16 protein-coding genes are annotated in these 17,345 nt (G+C 64.7%); 4 read left to right on the top strand and 12 right to left on the bottom strand.

The features are described 5' to 3' along the window. The first annotated feature begins 48 nt into the window (after nucleotides 1-48). Both folB and folK read left to right on the top strand, forming a co-directional pair. Entirely contained in the window at nucleotides 49-402 is a 354-nt protein-coding gene (folB, locus tag VQ065_RS03265; RefSeq protein ID WP_003099587.1) for a dihydroneopterin aldolase, read from the top strand. Then, nucleotides 393-935, top strand: coding sequence for a 2-amino-4-hydroxy-6-hydroxymethyldihydropteridine diphosphokinase (folK, locus tag VQ065_RS03270; RefSeq protein ID WP_003085067.1), 543 nt, complete (start codon nucleotides 393-395; stop codon nucleotides 933-935). The genes folB and folK overlap by 10 nt, the downstream gene beginning before the upstream one ends. Here the strand turns inward: folK and VQ065_RS03275 are convergent. The 12 genes from VQ065_RS03275 to lptD all read right to left on the bottom strand — a co-directional run bounded on the left by VQ065_RS03275 (nucleotide 908) and on the right by lptD (nucleotide 15,531). Next, nucleotides 908-2,140 (bottom strand): multifunctional CCA addition/repair protein, encoded by a 1,233-nt coding sequence (locus VQ065_RS03275; protein ID WP_003085069.1) that lies wholly within the window; start codon nucleotides 2,138-2,140, stop codon nucleotides 908-910. The genes folK and VQ065_RS03275 overlap by 28 nt on opposite strands. A 43-nt stretch (nucleotides 2,141-2,183) precedes the next feature. Continuing rightward, a complete protein-coding gene (locus tag VQ065_RS03280) occupies nucleotides 2,184-2,690 on the bottom strand; it encodes a DUF4136 domain-containing protein (RefSeq protein WP_003085071.1) in 507 nt (168 codons plus the stop codon). Between the two features lie 94 nt (nucleotides 2,691-2,784). Next, on the bottom strand, nucleotides 2,785-4,338 hold the full coding sequence (locus tag VQ065_RS03285; RefSeq protein WP_003085073.1) for a SpoVR family protein: 1,554 nt from the start codon (nucleotides 4,336-4,338) through the stop codon (nucleotides 2,785-2,787). Then, on the bottom strand, nucleotides 4,335-5,606 hold the full coding sequence (locus VQ065_RS03290) for a YeaH/YhbH family protein (protein ID WP_003085075.1): 1,272 nt from the start codon (nucleotides 5,604-5,606) through the stop codon (nucleotides 4,335-4,337). The genes VQ065_RS03285 and VQ065_RS03290 overlap by 4 nt, the downstream gene beginning before the upstream one ends. Before the next feature lie 100 nt (nucleotides 5,607-5,706). Continuing rightward, entirely contained in the window at nucleotides 5,707-7,629 is a 1,923-nt protein-coding gene (locus tag VQ065_RS03295; protein ID WP_003085078.1) for a PrkA family serine protein kinase, read from the bottom strand. A 278-nt stretch (nucleotides 7,630-7,907) separates the two neighbouring features. Next, a complete protein-coding gene (glpE, locus tag VQ065_RS03300) occupies nucleotides 7,908-8,240 on the bottom strand; it encodes a thiosulfate sulfurtransferase GlpE (protein WP_003085081.1) in 333 nt (110 codons plus the stop codon). A gap of 43 nt (nucleotides 8,241-8,283) precedes the next feature. After that, the gene (locus VQ065_RS03305; RefSeq protein WP_003085083.1) at nucleotides 8,284-9,135 is read right to left on the bottom strand and encodes a symmetrical bis(5'-nucleosyl)-tetraphosphatase; all 852 of its coding nucleotides are present in this window, start codon (nucleotides 9,133-9,135) and stop codon (nucleotides 8,284-8,286) included. After that, nucleotides 9,135-9,515, bottom strand: coding sequence for a Co2+/Mg2+ efflux protein ApaG (apaG, locus tag VQ065_RS03310; protein ID WP_003085085.1), 381 nt, complete (start codon nucleotides 9,513-9,515; stop codon nucleotides 9,135-9,137). Before apaG ends, VQ065_RS03305 begins: the two co-directional genes overlap by 1 nt. Nucleotides 9,516-9,551: 36 nt before the next feature. After that, nucleotides 9,552-10,358 (bottom strand): 16S rRNA (adenine(1518)-N(6)/adenine(1519)-N(6))-dimethyltransferase RsmA, encoded by an 807-nt coding sequence (gene rsmA, locus VQ065_RS03315; RefSeq protein ID WP_003085087.1) that lies wholly within the window; start codon nucleotides 10,356-10,358, stop codon nucleotides 9,552-9,554. A gap of 115 nt (nucleotides 10,359-10,473) precedes the next feature. Next, nucleotides 10,474-11,460 carry a 4-hydroxythreonine-4-phosphate dehydrogenase PdxA gene (gene pdxA / locus VQ065_RS03320; protein WP_003085089.1) on the bottom strand — a complete coding sequence of 329 codons (987 nt, stop codon included), beginning with the start codon at nucleotides 11,458-11,460 and terminating at the stop codon, nucleotides 10,474-10,476. After that, a complete protein-coding gene (locus VQ065_RS03325) occupies nucleotides 11,457-12,749 on the bottom strand; it encodes a peptidylprolyl isomerase (protein ID WP_003109024.1) in 1,293 nt (430 codons plus the stop codon). Before VQ065_RS03325 ends, pdxA begins: the two co-directional genes overlap by 4 nt. Then, the gene (gene lptD / locus VQ065_RS03330; RefSeq protein ID WP_003085092.1) at nucleotides 12,730-15,531 is read right to left on the bottom strand and encodes an LPS-assembly protein LptD; all 2,802 of its coding nucleotides are present in this window, start codon (nucleotides 15,529-15,531) and stop codon (nucleotides 12,730-12,732) included. Before lptD ends, VQ065_RS03325 begins: the two co-directional genes overlap by 20 nt. A gap of 126 nt (nucleotides 15,532-15,657) precedes the next feature. Between lptD and VQ065_RS03335 the strand changes: the two genes are divergently transcribed. Both VQ065_RS03335 and murU read left to right on the top strand, forming a co-directional pair. Beyond that, complete coding sequence (locus VQ065_RS03335; protein WP_003085094.1) at nucleotides 15,658-16,674, top strand: aminoglycoside phosphotransferase family protein; 1,017 nt, start codon at nucleotides 15,658-15,660, stop codon at nucleotides 16,672-16,674. Next, nucleotides 16,671-17,345, top strand: coding sequence for an N-acetylmuramate alpha-1-phosphate uridylyltransferase MurU (gene murU, locus VQ065_RS03340; RefSeq protein WP_003085095.1), 675 nt, complete (start codon nucleotides 16,671-16,673; stop codon nucleotides 17,343-17,345). The genes VQ065_RS03335 and murU overlap by 4 nt, the downstream gene beginning before the upstream one ends.

The raw sequence follows: 17,345 nt of genomic DNA on the forward strand, positions 1-17,345 counted from the left end.
ACGGGGCGGCGCACGCTTGTCGTGGCATCCCTTGGAGCGGGTAGCGAAGTGGACAGAGTTTTTATCGAAGGCTTGGAGGTCGATACCGTCATCGGCGTGTACGACTGGGAGCGCGGCATCCGTCAGTGCCTGCGCCTGGACCTGACCCTGGGCTGGGACAACCGTCCGGCCGCCGCGGGCGACGATCTCGCCCTGGCGCTGGACTATGCCGCGTTGTCCGAGCGGGTGCAGGAATTCGCCCGGGAATCGCATTTCCAGTTGGTGGAAACCTTCGCCGAGCGCCTCGCCGAGGTACTGATGGGCGAGCGCGGCATTCCCTGGCTGCGCATCCGCGTGACCAAGCCCGGCGCGGTGCCGGCGGCCCGTGGCGTTGGCGTGGAGATCGAACGCGGATGTCGCTGATCCCGGTCTACCTCGGCCTCGGCAGCAATGTCGAGCGTGAGCGCCACCTGCATGCCGGCCTCGATGCGCTGGCCGGTTTCCTTCATGACCTGCGTTGCTCGCCGGTGTTCGAGAGCGAGCCGGTGGGTATCAAGAGCGGGCCGTTCTTCAACCTGGTGGTGTCTGCCCGCACCGATCTGCCGCTGGCCGAACTGAGCCTGCGACTCAAGCACATCGAGGCCGACAATGGCCGCTATGCGCCAGAGCGCAAGGGGCTGCCGCTGGATATCGACGTGCTGTTCTACGGCGACCTGGTGGGCGATTTCGATGGCCTGGTGCTGCCGCGCGCCGAAGTGCTGAAGAACGCTTTCGTGCTCTGGCCCTTGTCCGAGCTGGCGCCGAACCTGGAGCATCCGGTCGCCCGCCAGCCGCTGGGCGATCTCTGGCGCGAGGCGAGGATCCAGCAGAAGCTCTGGCCGGCGCCATTCGAATGGCGTGGCCAGGCGTTGACTCCCGAAGCGCTGCTTCAGGCCTTTCCGCGTTCTTCCTTGTAGGCCTTGAGTGCGGCGAGGCGCGCACGCTTCAGCGCCTCGCCCAGTTCCGCGCCCTTCAAGCCCTTTTCCACCAGCGGCTTCACGCTGACTGCCCGCGCTGCCTGCGCCGCGCCGAGCAGGTAGGCGGCCTGCGGATAGTCGCGCTGTTCCAGGCCGAGGCGGCCGCGCGCGTCCATCTCGCTGGCGGCGACGAACTCCTCGAAACGCTGCGGGCGGCGATACACGTCGAAGCTCTGCAACAGCTCCAGCAGTGTATTCGGGCGCAGCTCCAGCGCCCGGTGGGCATGGGTGTGGTACTCGCCCACCAGGCGCGCCAGTTCCTGGCAGTCGCGCGGCACCCTGAAGCGCTGGTTCACCGCATCGATCAACGGCACGCCGCGAGCCTCGTGGGCGATATGGCGGGGCCAGTCCGCTTCGCTGGTGAGTCCCTTGCCCAGGTCGTGCAGCAGGCAGGCCCAGCGTACGCTGAGCGGCTGCCGGTGGCGGGCGCATTGCTGCAATACCGACAGGACATGGACGCCGGTATCGATTTCCGGATGGTGGGCCGCCGGCTGCGGTACGCCGAATAGCGCCTCGACTTCCGGGATCAGTTCGGCCAGGGCGCCGCAGTCGTGCAGGACCTGGATGAAGACCTCGGGGTTGGGTTCCATCAGGGCTCGGGAAATTTCCTTCCAACTGCGCTCCGGGGTCAGCGCCTGCAACTCGCCGGATTCCGCCAGTTGGCGCATCAGGGCGAGGGTTTCGGCGGCGACCCGGAAGCCCAGGCCGGCGTAGCGGGCGGCGAAGCGCGCTACGCGCAGGACCCGCAGGGGATCCTCGGCGAACGCCGGGGAAACGTGGCGCAGCAGGCGCGCCTCGAGGTCGGCCTGGCCGCCGTAGGGGTCTATTACCCGGCCCTGTTCGTCCTCGGCCATGGCGTTGATGGTCAGGTCACGGCGAGTCAGGTCTTCCTGCAGGGTCACGTCGGGGCTGGCATGGAAGGTGAAGCCGCCGTAGCCGCGCCCGCTCTTTCGCTCGGTGCGCGCCAGGGCGTATTCCTCGCCGCTCTGCGGATGAAGGAAGACCGGGAAGTCGGCGCCCACCGGGCGGTAGCCGCGGGCGAGCATCTCGTCGCTGCTGGCACCGACCACCACCCAGTCGATATCGGTGACCGGACGGCCGAGAAGGCGATCGCGCACGGCGCCGCCGACCTTGTAAATCTGCATGGGAATCCTCCGCGTGATAGGCGGAAGTCTACCCCAGGGTGTCCTAGCGGGCGCGTGGAAGCTGCCGGAGCAAGGCGCCGACCGCCAGTTCGAGCTGTTCCGGATTGGCCCTGGCGGGGCTGAGGCCGGTGCTTACCATGCCTTCCCAGAGAACGCGCTCCTCCAGGTCGACCAGGCGCACGCGCAATGTTCCGGTTTCGTCGCGCAGGCGGTGGATCGCCAGATAAGGCCCCATGCCGGAGGTGGGCGGAAGGTCGGGGCGGAATTCCAGCGGTGCGTCGCGCAGCGCCAGCCAGTAGTAGACGCGGAATTGCGGGGTAGCGCTCTCGTGGTAGCCGTGGGCCGCCAGCCCCTGGCGCAGCTCTGCGTTTATCAGCGGATAGCGGTTGCGGTAGGGCAGGGCGTCGACCGCCTGTTCCGGCGGCATCAACTGGAAACCTTGCAGGCCGGGCAATCCGGCGCTGGCCGGATGGGTCACCCGGGCGCTGGGGATGTGGCTGGCGCAGGTGGCCAGGACGAGGCAGAGCAGGACGATGGCGAACAGGCGCATGGCGGCTCCCGTGGACGGCCGGCTTCTTGTTCTGCTGTGGGTGGCCCCGACCGTGCCGGCATGCTGGCCGGCGGTCGGGGCGGACGTCAACCGATCAAATGGGCGGGATGATCAGGTCCAGGCGCGGGTAGCCTTCCTCGCCCTCGCTGGCGCCCTTGGGCGGCATGTGGTGGGTCTGCACGAGCTGGTCGCCCTGCAGGGTCTCCAGGTGGATATCGAAGCCCCACAAGCGATGCAGGTGCTTGAGCACGTCGGCGGTGGAGTCGCTCAGCGGCTGGCGGTCGAACTGCTGGTGGCGCAGGGTCAGCGAGCGGTCGCCGCGACGGTCGACGTTCCAGATCTGGATGTTCGGCTCGCGGTTGCCGAGGTTGTACTGCGCCGCCAGGGTCTCGCGGATGGTGCGGTAGCCGGCTTCGTCGTGGATCGCCGCGACCAGCAGGTCGTCCTTCTGGTCGTCGTCGAGAATGCTGAACAGCTTCAGGTCGCGAATCACCTTGGGCGAGAGGAACTGGAGGATGAAGCTTTCGTCCTTGAAGCTCTTCATGGCGAACTTCAGTGTGGCCAGCCAGTCGCTGCCGGCGATATCCGGGAACCAGCGGCGATCCTCGTCGGTAGGATCCTCGCAGATGCGGCGGATGTCGCGGTACATGGCGAAGCCCAGGGCGTAGGGGTTGATGCCGCTGTAGTAGGGGCTGTCGAAGGACGGCTGGTAGACCACGCTGGTGTGGTATTGCAGGAACTCCATCATGAAGCCGTCGTTGACCAGGCCTTCGTCGTAGAGATCGTTGAGCAGCGTGTAGTGCCAGAAGGTCGCCCAGCCTTCGTTCATCACCTGGGTCTGGCGTTGCGGGTAGAAATACTGGGCGATCTTGCGCACGATGCGGATCACCTCACGCTGCCAGGGCTCCAGCAGCGGCGCGTTCTTCTCGATGAAGTAGAGGATGTTCTCCTGCGGCTCGCTCGGATAGCGCGCCATGGATTGTTCCTTGTCCTTGCCGCCGACGCGCGGGATGGTCCGCCAGAGGTCGTTGACCTGGCGCTGGATCAGTTCCTCGCGCTCCTTCTGCCGCTGCCGCTCCTCTTCCGCGGAAATCGGGTAGGGCCGCTTGTAGCGGTCGACACCGTAGTTCATCAGGGCGTGGCAGGAGTCGAGCAGGTCTTCCACCGCGTCGATCCCGTAGCGCTCCTCGCACTGCATGATGTACTGCTTGGCGAACACCAGGTAATCGATGATCGAACTGGCATCGGTCCAGGTGCGGAACAGGTAGTTGCCCTTGAAGAAACTGTTGTGCCCGTAGCAGGCGTGGGCGATCACCAGCGCCTGCATGCACTGGGTGTTTTCCTCCATCAGGTAGGCGATGCAGGGGTCGGAGTTGATCACGATCTCGTAGGCCAGGCCCATCTGGCCACGCTTGTAGTTCTTTTCCGTACTGAGGAAGTGCTTGCCGTAGGACCAGTGGTTATAGCCGATCGGCATGCCCACCGAGGCGTAGGCGTCCATCATCTGCTCGGCGGTGATCACCTCGATCTGGTTCGGATAGGTATCCAGGGCATAGCGCTCGGCGATCCTGCTGATTTCCCGGTCGTACTGCTGGATCAGCTCGAAAGTCCATTCCGAGCCGGTGGCGATGGGCTGGCGCTTGCTCATGCGACGAGCCTCCTCTGGAACAGCTCGCGGAACACCGGGTAGATGTCCGATGCCGAGACGATCTGCTGCTGGGCGAAGCTGTCTTCGAAGGCTTCGCGCACGCGCTCGTACTCGAACCACAGGGCCTGGTGTTCGCGCGGGGTGATCTCGACGTAGGTGTAGTACTGGACGAACGGCATGATCTGCTTGAGGAGGATGTCCCGGCACACCGGCGAGTCGTCGTTCCAGTTGTCGCCGTCCGAGGCCTGGGCGGCGTAGATGTTCCACTCATGGGTCGGATAACGCTCGGCCATGATCTCCTGCATCATCTTCAGCGCGCTGGAGACGATGGTGCCGCCGGTCTCGCGGGAGTAGAAGAACTCCTCCTCGTCGACCTCGCGGGCGCTGGTGTGGTGGCGGATGAACACCACTTCGATCTTCTCGTAGTTCCGCTTGAGGAACAGGTAGAGCAGGATGAAGAAGCGCTTGGCGATGTCCTTGGTCGCCTGGGTCATCGAGCCGGAGACGTCCATCAGGCAGAACATCACCGCCTTGGAGGTGGGGTTGGGCTGCTTGACCAGCAGGTTGTACTTGAGATCGAAGGTATCGAGGAACGGTACCCGGTCGATGCGCGCGCGGAGCCTGGCGATTTCCAGTTCGAGTTCCTGGATATCGCCGAGATTGTCCGGCTCTTCGCGCTTGATCCGCTCCAGTTCCTTCAGCGCCGCGCGCAGCTTGGCCCGGCTGCCGCCGGACAGCGCGATGCGCCGCGCATGGGCCGAGCGCAGGGTGCGGACGATGTTGATGCGCGACGGGTTGCCGTCGTTGCTGATGCCGGCGCGGACGGTCTTGAAGGTGTCGGTGCCGGTGATGTGGCGCTTGACCAGGTTGGGCAGCTCCAGGTCCTCGAACATGAAGTCGAGGAACTCCTCCTGGGTGATCTGGAAGACGAAGTCGTCCATGCCTTCGCCGCTGTTGCTGGCCTTGCCGCCGCCGCGGCCACCCCCGCCGCCGGATGGGCGGGCGATGTGCTCGCCGGCGGTGAATTCCTTGTTGCCGGGGTGGACGACGGTCTGCCGCCCGCCGCGGCCATGGTGTAGCACCGGTTCGTCGATATCGCGCCCGGGAATGCTGATCTGCTCGCCGTGCTCCATGTCGGTGATGGAACGCCGGCTGACGGCCTCCTCGACGGCCTTCTTGATGTGTTCACGGTAGCGCCTCAGGAAGCGCTGGCGGTTCACCGTGCTCTTGTTCTTGCCGTTCAGACGCCGGTCGATGACGTAGCTCATGAATGCTCCTCAGGGCCTGTGGCGCCCCGCCGGAGCGGAGGCGCCGAGGTCCGAATGCGACGGCGACCGGTACGGTCGCAGCGACCGTACCGATGGCAGACTACTGCGACTTGCGAACCCGCAGGTACCATTCCGACAGCAGGCGGACCTGCTTCTCGGTGTAGCCGCGCTCGACCATGCGTTTGACGAAGTCGTTGTGCTTCTGCTGGTCCTCCTTGCTGGCCTTGGCGTTGAAGCTGATGACCGGAAGCAGGTCCTCGGTGTTGGAGAACATCTTCTTCTCGATCACCACGCGCAGCTTCTCGTAGGACAGCCAGCTCGGGTTCTTGCCGTTGTTGCCGGCGCGGGCGCGCAGCACGAAGTTGACGATCTCGTTGCGGAAGTCCTTCGGGTTGCTGATGCCCGCGGGTTTCTCGATCTTCTCCAGTTCCTCGTTGAGAGCGGCGCGGTTGAGGATCTCGCCGGTTTCCGGGTCGCGGTATTCCTGGTCCTGGATCCAGAAGTCGGCGTACAGCACATAGCGGTCGAAGATGTTCTGACCGTATTCGCTGTAGGACTCCAGGTAGGCGGTCTGGATTTCCTTGCCAATGAACTCGACGTAGCGCGGCGCCAGGTATTCCTTGATGAAACGCAGGTAGCGCTCGCGGGTTTCCGGCTGGAACTGTTCCTGCTCGATCTGCTGTTCGAGGACGTAGAGCAGGTGCACCGGGTTGGCCGCTACCTCGTGCGGGTCGAAGTTGAATACCTTGGAGAGGATCTTGAAGGCGAAGCGGGTGGAAAGCCCGGCCATGCCTTCGTCGACCCCGGCCGAGTCGCGGTATTCCTGGATCGACTTGGCCTTGGGATCGGTATCTTTCAGGTTTTCGCCGTCATATACCCGCATCTTCGAGTAGATATTCGAGTTTTCCGGCTCTTTCAGCCTCGACAGCACGGAGAACTGCGAGAGCATCTTCAGGGTGTCCGGCGCGCAGTGGGCATGCGCCAGCGAGCTGTTGACCAGCAACTTGTCGTAGATCTTGATCTCGTCCGCCACGCGCAGGCAGTACGGCACCTTGACGATGTAGATGCGGTCGATGAAGGCCTCGTTGTTCTTGTTGTTGCGGAAGCTGTGCCATTCCGACTCGTTGGAGTGAGCCAGGATGATGCCGCTGTAGGGCAGGGCGCCGAGGCCTTCGGTGCTGTTGTAGTTGCCTTCCTGGGTCGCGGTCAGCAGCGGGTGCAGGACCTTGATCGGGGCCTTGAACATCTCGACGAATTCCATCAGGCCCTGGTTGGCCCGGCAGAGGGCGCCCGAGTAGCTGTAGGCGTCCGCGTCATTCTGCGGGTATTCCTCCAGCTTGCGGATGTCGACCTTGCCGACCAGCGCGGATATGTCCTGGTTGTTCTCGTCGCCGGGCTCGGTCTTGGCGATGGCGATCTGGTTGAGGATCGAGGGGTACAGCTTGACCACGCGGAACTGGCTGATGTCGCCGCCGAACTCGTTGAGGCGCTTGGTTGCCCAGGGCGACATGATCGAGCGCAGGTAGCGCCTCGGGATGCCGTAGTCCTCCTCGAGGATGGCGCCGTCTTCGTCGGGGTTGAACAAGCCCAGCGGCGACTCGAAGACCGGCGAGCCCTTGATCGCGTAGAAGGGCACCTTCTCCATCAGTTGCTTGAGTTTTTCCGCCAGGGAGGATTTACCGCCGCCGACCGGGCCGAGCAGGTAAAGGATCTGCTTCTTCTCCTCCAGGCCCTGGGCCGCATGGCGGAAGAACGCGACGATCTGGTCGATGCATTCCTCCATGCCGTGGAAGTCGGCGAACGCCGGGTAGCGGCGAATCACCTTGTTGGAGAAGATCCGCGACAGCCTGGAGTCCACCGAGGTGTCCAGCAATTCCGGCTCGCCGATCGCCATCAGCAGGCGCTCGGCGGCAGAGGCATAGGCTGTCTTGTCTTGCTTGCAGAGGTCGAGATATTCCTGGAGGGAATATTCCTCTTGGCGGGTCGCTTCGAAGCGTTCCTGGAAGTGACTGAAAATGCTCATGACGTCTCCTCGCTCGATGCAGTGAGCCGGCGCGGGATCGGTCGTGCGGGTGCGGGGGGGCCGCCAGCCAGGCCGGCGAGAATCCCCCAGACTCCGTCGCTGCACGGTGCTTCCCTTTCCGCCAGCGCTCCTAACGGTCACAGCCGATGGCCCGGAAGCCGGTGTGCCGGCTCTCCCCTGTTTTGGATGGCCTGAGGAAAAGAATAGTTCGTTCTGGACGGAGTAAAGGAAGAAAGGCGAGAGAAGTTACAGTTTTTTTGGCGGGGTAGCGGCGTGGCCTACTCCGCTTCGCCGCTGCTGGTATCCGCGGGATAGACGCTGCGCCATAGCTCGAAGCCGCCGTCGAGGCTGTAGACGTCGCTGAAGCCCTGCTGGATGAAATAGGCGGCGGCGCTCTGGCTGGAGTTGCCGTGGTAGCAGACCACCACCAGCGGAGCGTCGAGGTCGGCGGCGGCGATGAAGTCCGCCACCGAGTGGTTGTCGATGTGCCGCGAGCCGCTGATATGGCCGACAGCGAAGCTCTGCGGGTCGCGGATGTCGACCACCTGGGCGCCGTTTTCGCGGAGCTGGCGGACCTGTTCGGGGGCGATGCGCTGGAAGGTGTCGCTCATGTCGGGGTACCTGTGTACAGGGCGTCCACCGGACGCCGGGGATTCATGCGGGCGTGGCGGCGGGTCTGGCCAGCGCGCGCTGTTCGGCGCAATCGCAGCTCAGGCGTTCGCCGCTGTCGACGTTCAACAGGGTCATCCGCGCGCCCCAGACGCAGCCGGTATCCAGGGCGAACAGGCCGGGCTCGTCGCAGTGGCCTTCGAGGGCCGCCCAGTGGCCGAAGATGATCTTCTCGCCGCGGGTCTTGCGCGAAGGGAAGCTGAACCAAGGGGCGTAGCCGGGCGGCGCGGTGTCGAGGCCTTCCTTGCTCTTCAGGTCGAGCTTGCCATCTTCGGTGCAGAAACGCATACGGGTGAAGTAGTTGGTGATCACCCTCAGGCGGTCGATGCCATGCAGCTTCTTGTCCCACTTGGCCGGCTCGTTGCCGTACATGCCGTCGAGGAACAGCGGCAGGCGCTGGTCGTCGCGCAATGCTTGCTCCACCTCGGCTGCGCGCAGGCGGGCTTTTTCCAGGCTCCACTGCGGGGGGATGCCGGCATGCACCAGGGCGACCTTGCGTTGTTCGTCGTAGTGCAGCAGCGGCAGGCGACGCAGCCAGTCGAGCAGTGGCTCGCGGTCCGGCGCCTCGAGGATTTCCCGCAGCGTGTCGGACTTCTTCAGGCGCTCGGACTTGTGCGCCACCGCCAGCAGGTGCAGGTCGTGGTTGCCCAGGACGCTGACCACCGACTCGCGCATGGCATAGAGGAAGCGCAGCGTCTCCAGGGACTGCGGGCCGCGGTTGACCAGGTCGCCGACCAGCCACAGGCGGTCCTTGGTCGGGTCGAAGGCGACGCGCTCCAGCAGGCATTTCAGGGGATCCAGGCAACCCTGCAGGTCGCCTACCGCGTAGACCGCCATCAGTGCAGCGCTCCCGGTACGGCCAGGCGAAACACCGGGATCGCGGCGTCGAAGGCGATTCCGTCGCTGCCGAGCATCTGATAGCTGCCGCGCATGCTGCCGACCCGGGTCGCCAGCACCGTGCCGCTGGTGTAGGTGTGTTGCGCGCCGGGGGCGATCAGCGGTTGCTCGCCGACCACGCCGGCGCCGCGAACTTCCTGGGTACGGCCGTCGCCGTCGGTGATGATCCAGTGGCGCGACAGCAGTTGGGCCGGAACCTCGCCCTGATTCTCGATGGTCACCGTGTAGGCGAAGGCGAAACGGTTCTGCTCCGGGGCGGACTGTTCCGGAAGGTAGCGGGTGTCGACCCTGACGTTGACCTGGTGCTGGGTATCGCTCATACGGCTTGCCTGATTCCTGACGAGTGTCTCACCAGACTAACGATTGCCTGGCAGCTCGGCCAGCCGGTTGGCCAGGCGGACGAATGCGGCCAGGTCGAGTTGTTCGGGACGAAGGGTCGGATCGACCTCTGCGGCCTCGATGTCCTCGACGCTCAGGAGAGGCTTGAGGGTGTTGCGCAGGGTCTTGCGGCGCTGGTTGAAGGCCTCGCGGACCACCCGTTCGAGCAGTTTCGGGTCGCGTGCCGGATGGGGCGGCTCGGCGAAGGGGGTGAGACGGACGATGGCCGAGTCGACCTTGGGCGGCGGGTTGAACGCGCCGGGGCCGACGTTGAACAGGTGCTCCACCCGACAGTGATACTGGACCATGATCGAGAGCCGGCCCCAGTCTCCGCCGCCCGGCGTGGCCGCCAGGCGCTCGACCACTTCCTTCTGCAGCATGAAGTGCATGTCCTCGATCACCGGCGCGTGCTCCAGCAGATGGAAGATCAGTGGCGTGGAGATGTTGTAGGGCAGGTTGCCGACCACTCGCAGCTTCTCGCCGCTCTCCACCAGCGAGGTGAAATCGAACTTGAGGGCGTCGCCCTGGTGCAGGCTGAAGCGCGACTCGAGGCCGAATTTCAGCTTCAACAGGGGGATCAGGTCCTGGTCGAGCTCGATCACGTCCAGGCGTGCGCCGCTGCCCAGCAGTCCCTCGGTCAGGGCGCCCTGGCCCGGGCCGATCTCCAGCAGGCGCTGACCCTCGCGGGCATGGATGGCACGGAGGATGCGGTGAATCACCCCGGCATCGTGCAGGAAGTTCTGGCCGAAGCGCTTGCGCGCGCGGTGTTGGTAAAGCTCGGACATTGGAAACGGTTCCAGGCTGCGGGCCCCAGGCCAAGGCGGGAGGCGCGGATGCGAAAGGGCGCCATTTTAACAGCGAAGCGTCGGGCCGGCAGGGCTAAACGATGGCCGACCGCCGTCAGCAGCGGCTGGCCGCCATCTGGTAGGCGGTTTCCAGGGCGACCTGCAGGCTGCCGCTATCGATGCGGCCGCTGCCGGCCAGGTCGAGGGCGGTACCGTGGTCGACAGAGGTGCGGATGATCGGCAGGCCGAGGGTCACGTTCACGGCGGCACCGAAGCCCTTGTACTTGAGCACGGGGAGGCCCTGGTCGTGGTACATCGCCAGCACCGCGTCGCAATGCTCCAGGTGCTTGGGAGTGAAGAGGGTGTCGGCCGGCAGCGGGCCGATCAGGTCAAGACCTTCGCCACGCAGGCGCTCGAGGCAGGGTTCGATCACCTCGATCTCTTCCCGGCCCAGGTGACCGCCTTCGCCGGCGTGCGGGTTGAGTCCGCAGACCAGGATGCGCGGATGGGCGATGCCGAACTTGTCGCGCAGGTCGGCGTGGAGGATGCGCGCGACCCGGGACAGGCGCTCGTCGCTAATGGCGTCGGCGACCTCGCGCAGCGGCAGGTGGGTGGTCGCCAGGGCAACGCGCAGGCCACGAGTGGCCAGCATCATCACCACCTGGGCGGTGTGGGTGAGGTCGGCGAGGAATTCGGTATGGCCGGAAAAGGGGATGCCGGCTTCGTTGATCACGCCCTTGTGCACCGGTGCGGTGATCATCCCGGCGAAGTGCCCGTCGAGGCAGCCCTGGCCGGCGCGGGTCAGGGTTTCCAGGACGTAGGCGGCGTTGGCTCGGTCCAATTGCCCGGGCCGGACCGGGGCGGCCAGGGGCGTATCCCATATGTACAGTTGGCCGGCCTTGGCCGGTCGCTCTGGCCAGGCGGCCGGGGAAACGTCCTTAAGGTCGATCGCCAGGCCCAGTTGGCCGGCGCGCTCTTGCAGGAGCGTGCGGCTGGCGATGGCGATCAGGGGGTGGGGCTGGGCGGAGCGGGCGAGCAGCAGACACAGATCGGGTCCGATACCTGCCGGCTCGCCTGGAGTGAGCGCGAAGCGCAGGCTCACTGCTTGATTTCCACGTAGGCCTCGTCGCGGATCTGCCGCAGCCAGGCTTGCAGTTCCTCGTCGTACTTGCGGTTGCGCAGTACGCTTACCGCCTGCTGCTCGCGGAACTTCTCGCTGCTGTCGGTGGCGCGACGGCCGAGGACCTGCAGGATGTGCCAGCCGAACTGCGAGCGGAACGGCTTGGACAGCTCGCCCTGCGGGGTATCGTTCATCACCTGGCGGAACTCGGGCACTAGGGCTTCCGGATCGATCCAGTTCAGGTCGCCGCCGTTGAGGGCGGAACCCGGATCTTCGGAGAAGCTCTTCGCCAGTTCGCCGAAGTCTTCCCCGGACTGGATGCGCTCGTACAGCTTCTGCGCCAGCTTCTCGGTCTCCGCTTCGCTGCGGATTTCGCTGGGCTTGAGCAGGATATGGCGGACATGCACCTCGTCACGGACCATCTTGCTGCCGCCGCGCTTCTCTTCCAGCTTGAGGATGATGAAGCCGCCGGGGGTGCGGACAGGCTCGGTGACGTCGCCGACGGCCAGGGAGCCGATCATGCTGTCGAACGGCTGCGGCAGCTGGGCGGCCTTGCGCCAGCCGATCTCGCCGCCTTCCAGGGCGTTGTCGCCGGCCGAGCGGGAAATCGCCAGTTGGCCGAAGTCGGCGCCCTGCTTGAGCTGCTGGTAGAGCTCCTGGGCCTGCCTTGCGGCGGCCTGGATCACGTCCGAGGACGCGGCTTCAGGCACCGGGATCAGGATATTGGCCAGGCGGTACTCTTCGGAAAGCTGGATCTTGCCCATGTCCGAGGCAAGGAAGTTCTTCACCTCCTGCTCGCTGACCTGGATGCGCTCGGCGACCCGGCGCTGGCGCACACGGCTGATCACCATCTCGCGACGGACCTGCTCGCGGGCGTCGGCGTAGGACAGGCCGTCGCGGGTGAGGGCGGCCTGGAACTGCTCCAGGCTCATGCCGTTGCGCTGGGCGATGGTGCCCATCGCCTGGTTCAGCTCCTCGTCGGAGATGCGGATGCCGGAGCGGTCGCCGATCTGCTGCTGGATGTTCTCGATGATCAGGCGTTCCAGCACCTGCTGGGTCAGCACGTGCTCGGGCGGCAGCGGCGCACCGCGCTTGAGCAGCGTCTGGTGCACTTCACGCAGGCGCTGGTCGAGCTGGCTCTGCATGATCACATCGTTGTCGACGATGGCGACGACCCGGTCCAGTGGTACCACTTCGGCATGCGCGAAGGAGCAAAGGAGTGCTGCGCCCAATGCAAGGGGGCGCAGCCGGTTACATAGCTTGATCTTCACGTTGACGATAACCTTGGATGCCTTTGTCGAGGAACATTTCCGTCTTGTTGCCCACGATGCCGCCGAGGCCCTTCAGGACGATCTGCAGGAAGATGCCGCGGTCGGCCTTCTCGCTCTGCACGAGGAAGGCGTCATCGTCCACATCCAGCCAGTAGCGGTTGATCAGGCGCAGCTTCCAGCAGCAGCTGTCGTATTCGAAGCCGCCGAAGGCCTCGAGTGTGCGGTTCTTGTTGTAGTCGTACTGCCAGCGGGCGAGCACGGACCACTGCGGCACCAGCGGCCAGATGACCGAGAAGTCGTGCTGCTTGATGATGTCGTTTTCGCGACCATATTCGAAGCGCCCGGTGGAGCTGTTGAAGCGACGGGAGTCTTCGCGATAGCGATAGCCCGCATTGACGACCTTGTTCGGGTTGTTTTCCGGTTGGTAGTGGAACATTGCACTGCCGGACTCGGTGCGGCTGGTGTTTGGGTTCCAATTGAAATCGGAAGTGACATTCCAGTCACGATTGAAGCGGTACAGACCGGCCAGGGCATAAGGTGACCGCCAACTGTCGGTGTCTGGTCTCTTTACTTCTGGCAGAGCTGGATCTTCCAGCCTCTTTTGTTCCAAGAGATCCAGATCTTTTTCGCTCAGGCCTGGCAACTGGACTCGGCGATCACGGAAGTAGTAGATCTGGCCGGCACTCAGTGTGGCACGTTCAAAACCGTTCGATTCGATGAAGCGAGTCGTCACGCCCAAGGACAGCTGGTTGGCGTCGCCGATGCGGTCGCGGCCTGAGAAGCGGTTCTCACGCCATAGCGAGTCGTAGCTGAATGACGGTTCGCTGGTGTCGAAGACCGGGATATTTTCCTGGTTCTTGTATGGCACGTACAGGTACATGGCGCGAGGTTCCAGGGTCTGGCGGAACTGGGTGCCTGCGAAGCTGGTGTCCCGGTCGAAGTACAGGCCGCTGTCGATCTTGACCAGTGGTAGCGAGCGGTCCTGATTGCTATCGAAGGTTTCCTGATAGACGTTGAGGGAGTTCTTGCCCTTGCTGTCCAGATCCAGATCATATTTGGTGTAGAGATACTTCAGCGTCGGCGTCAGGTACCCCCAACTACGGGTCATCGGCAGGCTGACGCCAGGCTCGAGATGCATGCGGTCGCCGGTGGCACGGGCCAGGCCTTCCAGATAAGCGTCTGGGCGCTGTCCACGGATGCTGCCGTCATCGTTGAAGTAGACATTCTCGTCGAGGTCGCGGTCGAAGCGAACGAACTCGGTGGAGTAATCCAGTTTCAGGCCGCCCGGGTTATAGGGAAGGAAGCCGTTGAAGGTGATCTGCGGCAGGCGATCATAGGGCGTAATGTCAGTGGTGGTCGCCAACTGATACGACTGTGCGTTCAGGCGTGCTGTGAAGGTATCGCCACGATAGGTTAGGGCTCCCTGCTGGTTGACGTAAGTAGTACTGCCCACCTGCAGGTCACTGTTCAGGTCCTGAAAGTAATAGGGATCGCTGATCCGCGTGTAGTCGACCTCGGCCAGCCAGCGCGAATCGAGGCCGGTGGTGTTCTTGAGGCCGTACAGCCAGCGGTCCTTGCTGTAGTCCGGGAAGTTCTCGCGGTGGTCGTCCTTGTCGTTCAGGTAGGCGGCCGTCACCATCCCTTCGCTGCTGTGGGTCAGGTAGCGGAACTCGCCTTCCAGCATCATGCCGCGCTTGGCCATGTAGCGTGGGTACAACGTGGCGTCGTAGTTCGGCGCCAGGTTGAAGTAGTACGGGGTGACCAGGGTGAAGCCGGTGTCGCTGGTGCTGCTGAAGCTCGGCGGCAGGAAGCCGGACTGGCGGCGGTCGTCGATCGGGAAATAGATGTACGGGGTGTAGAACACCGGGAAATCTTTGACCCGCAGGGTCGCGTTGGTCGCGGTGCCGAAGCCGGTGGCCGGGTTCAGCTTGACGTTGTTGCCCTTCAGGGTCCAGGCGTTGCTGCTCGGTTCGCAGCGGGTGTAGGTGCCATCCTTGAGCATGATGATGGCGTTCTCGCTGCGCTTGGCGTAGAGCGCGCTGCCGCGGGCATGGGCCTTGTGGATCACGTACTCGGCGTTGTCGACCTGGGCTTCGCCGTTGTCCAACTGGACCTGGGCGTGGTCGCCGACCACCAGCATGCCCTTGTCGCGCAGCTTGACGTTGCCGACCAGTTCGCCGCGGTTTTCCAGCTGGTGCAGGTTGGCCTCGTCGCCTTCCACCTGCATGCTGCCCTGGCGCAGGACCACGTCGCCGGCGAGGGTGGCGATCTGTTTTTCCTGCTCGTAGCGCGAAGCCTTGGCGGATACGTAGGTCGGGCTCTCGTCGCTGGGCGCGCCGTCATCCATGCCCGGACGCACCGGCTCGATGTAGGAGCCGCCGCAATAGGGGCCGATTTCCGCCAACTGGGCGGCGGTCAGTTTTTCCCGAGGAATCCAGTCGAGGTGCGAGTAGTCCGCACTGCGGGATTTCAGCGCGCGACCGCCGGACTCGGTGACCAGGCGCTGGGTCGGCTCTGCCTCGACGGTTTCGCCTCCGCTGCCGGATACACTGGTGCCCGCCGCGGCGGTGCTGACCGAGGTCGCGGTATGCGCCGGGCGCGGTGGCAGGTTGGCATTGGCGTTCTGCAGCGGGGAGCAATCCCAGCCGCCGGTGGCCGATACCTTGCAGTCGAACTGATCGGCGGCCTGTACAGTCAATGCTGCGACCGGCTGCAGAGCCAGCAGGCTGCCGGTGACCAGCAGGGGAAACTTTCTTCGAAACACGAGGGATTTCACTGCCATCTTGTTAATCCGGGCTTCCTGCGCGCCATCGGCCCGGTGGGCCGCACGCCTCTCGATGGGCTGAAAAAGATGCTGGATAATAAAGCATGACCTGCGCAACGGCTAGGGCCGTGGAGAACCCCGTAAATGTCTGATGATGCCCGTTTCCAGCAGCTGAATCGCTGGTTGGACTCTTGTTTGCCCGAGTTGTTCGTTGCCGAAGGTTGGGGGGAAGTGCCTCCCGCCGAACTAATCCCGGCCAGTAGCGACGCCAGCTTCCGTCGTTATTTCCGCTGGCAGGGAGGGGACCGCAGCCTGGTGGTGATGGACGCGCCGCCGCCCCAGGAAGACTGCCGACCGTTCGTCAAGGTCGCCGGACTGCTCGCCGGAGCCGGCGTGCATGTGCCGAGGATTCTCGCCCAGGATCTGGAGAACGGTTTCCTGCTGCTCAGTGACCTGGGCCGGCAGACCTACCTCGACGTGCTTCATCCCGGAAATGCCGACGAGCTGTTCGAACCGGCCCTGGATGCGCTGATCGCCTTCCAGAAGGTCGATGTCGCCGGTGTCCTGCCTGCCTACGACGAAGCGGTGCTGCGCCGCGAGCTGCAGCTGTTCCCCGACTGGTACCTGGCCCGCCACCTCGGCGTGGAGCTGGAGGGCGAGACGCTGGCCCGCTGGAAACGGATCTGCGACCTGCTGGTACGCAGCGCGCTGGAGCAACCGCGGGTGTTCGTCCATCGCGACTATATGCCGCGCAATCTGATGCTCAGCGAGCCCAACCCGGGCGTCCTCGACTTCCAGGACGCCCTGCACGGCCCGGTCACATACGATGTCACCTGCCTGTACAAGGATGCCTTCGTCAGTTGGCCGGAGCCGCGCGTGCATGCCGCGCTGAGTCGTTACTGGAAGAAGGCGACCTGGGCCGGCATCCCGCTGCCGCCAAGCTTCGAGGACTTCCTCCGCGCCAGCGACCTGATGGGCGTGCAGCGCCACCTGAAGGTGATTGGCATCTTCGCCCGTATCTGTCACCGCGACGGCAAGCCGCGCTACCTGGGTGACGTGCCGCGCTTCTTCCGTTATCTGGAAACCGCCGTGGCGCGCCGTCCCGAGCTGGCCGAACTGGGCGAGCTGCTGGCCTCTCTGCCGCAGGGAGCCGAGGCATGAAGGCGATGATCCTCGCCGCCGGCCGTGGCGAGCGCATGCGGCCGACCACCCTGCACACGCCCAAGCCGCTGATCGAGGCCGCCGGCGTGCCATTGATCGAGCGTCAGTTGCTGGCGCTGCGCCAGGCCGGAGTCGACGACTGGGTGATCAACCATGCCTGGCTTGGCGAGCAGATCGAGGCCTATCTCGGCGACGGCTCGCGCCTGGGCGGGCGGATCGCCTATTCGCCCGAGGGAGAACCGCTGGAAACCGGCGGTGGAATCTTCCGCGCCCTGCCGTTGCTCGGCGAGCAGCCGTTCCTGTTGCTCAACGGCGATGTCTGGAGCGACTTCGACTACTCTCGGCTGCATCTTGCCGACGGCGACCTGGCGCATCTGGTGCTGGTCGACAACCCGGCGCACCATCCCGCCGGCGATTTCCACCTGGATGCCGGCGGACGGGTGGGCGAGACCCGCGAAGCGGGCGGCAACCTGACCTACAGCGGGATCGCCGTACTGCATCCCGCGCTGTTCGAGGGCTGCCAGCCGGGCGCCTTCAAGCTGGCGCCGCTATTGCGCAAGGCCATCGCCGCGGGGCGGGTCAGCGGCGAACATTATCGTGGGCACTGGGTCGACGTCGGTACTCACGAGCGCCTGGCGGAAGTCGAGCGATTGCTGGCGGAGCACGCCTGA

This window comes from Pseudomonas sp. KBN10P06128 (assembly GCF_037574945.1).
In the GTDB taxonomy this organism is placed as follows: domain Bacteria; phylum Pseudomonadota; class Gammaproteobacteria; order Pseudomonadales; family Pseudomonadaceae; genus Pseudomonas; species Pseudomonas aeruginosa.

What these genes read in the sequence shown, in the direction of transcription:
- VQ065_RS03290 (WP_003085075.1), bottom strand. Translation starts at nt 5,606, where the DNA reads ATGAGCTACGTCATCGACCGGCGTCTGAACGGCAAGAACAAGAGCACG.
- VQ065_RS03335 (WP_003085094.1), top strand. Translation starts at nt 15,658, where the DNA reads ATGTCTGATGATGCCCGTTTCCAGCAGCTGAATCGCTGGTTGGACTCT.
- VQ065_RS03275 (WP_003085069.1), bottom strand. Translation starts at nt 2,140, where the DNA reads ATGCAGATTTACAAGGTCGGCGGCGCCGTGCGCGATCGCCTTCTCGGC.
- glpE (WP_003085081.1), bottom strand. Translation starts at nt 8,240, where the DNA reads ATGAGCGACACCTTCCAGCGCATCGCCCCCGAACAGGTCCGCCAGCTC.
- rsmA (WP_003085087.1), bottom strand. Translation starts at nt 10,358, where the DNA reads ATGTCCGAGCTTTACCAACACCGCGCGCGCAAGCGCTTCGGCCAGAAC.
- VQ065_RS03295 (WP_003085078.1), bottom strand. Translation starts at nt 7,629, where the DNA reads ATGAGCATTTTCAGTCACTTCCAGGAACGCTTCGAAGCGACCCGCCAA.
- folK (WP_003085067.1), top strand. Translation starts at nt 393, where the DNA reads ATGTCGCTGATCCCGGTCTACCTCGGCCTCGGCAGCAATGTCGAGCGT.
- lptD (WP_003085092.1), bottom strand. Translation starts at nt 15,531, where the DNA reads ATGGCAGTGAAATCCCTCGTGTTTCGAAGAAAGTTTCCCCTGCTGGTC.
- apaG (WP_003085085.1), bottom strand. Translation starts at nt 9,515, where the DNA reads ATGAGCGATACCCAGCACCAGGTCAACGTCAGGGTCGACACCCGCTAC.
- VQ065_RS03305 (WP_003085083.1), bottom strand. Translation starts at nt 9,135, where the DNA reads ATGGCGGTCTACGCGGTAGGCGACCTGCAGGGTTGCCTGGATCCCCTG.
- VQ065_RS03285 (WP_003085073.1), bottom strand. Translation starts at nt 4,338, where the DNA reads ATGAGCAAGCGCCAGCCCATCGCCACCGGCTCGGAATGGACTTTCGAG.
- murU (WP_003085095.1), top strand. Translation starts at nt 16,671, where the DNA reads ATGAAGGCGATGATCCTCGCCGCCGGCCGTGGCGAGCGCATGCGGCCG.
- VQ065_RS03280 (WP_003085071.1), bottom strand. Translation starts at nt 2,690, where the DNA reads ATGCGCCTGTTCGCCATCGTCCTGCTCTGCCTCGTCCTGGCCACCTGC.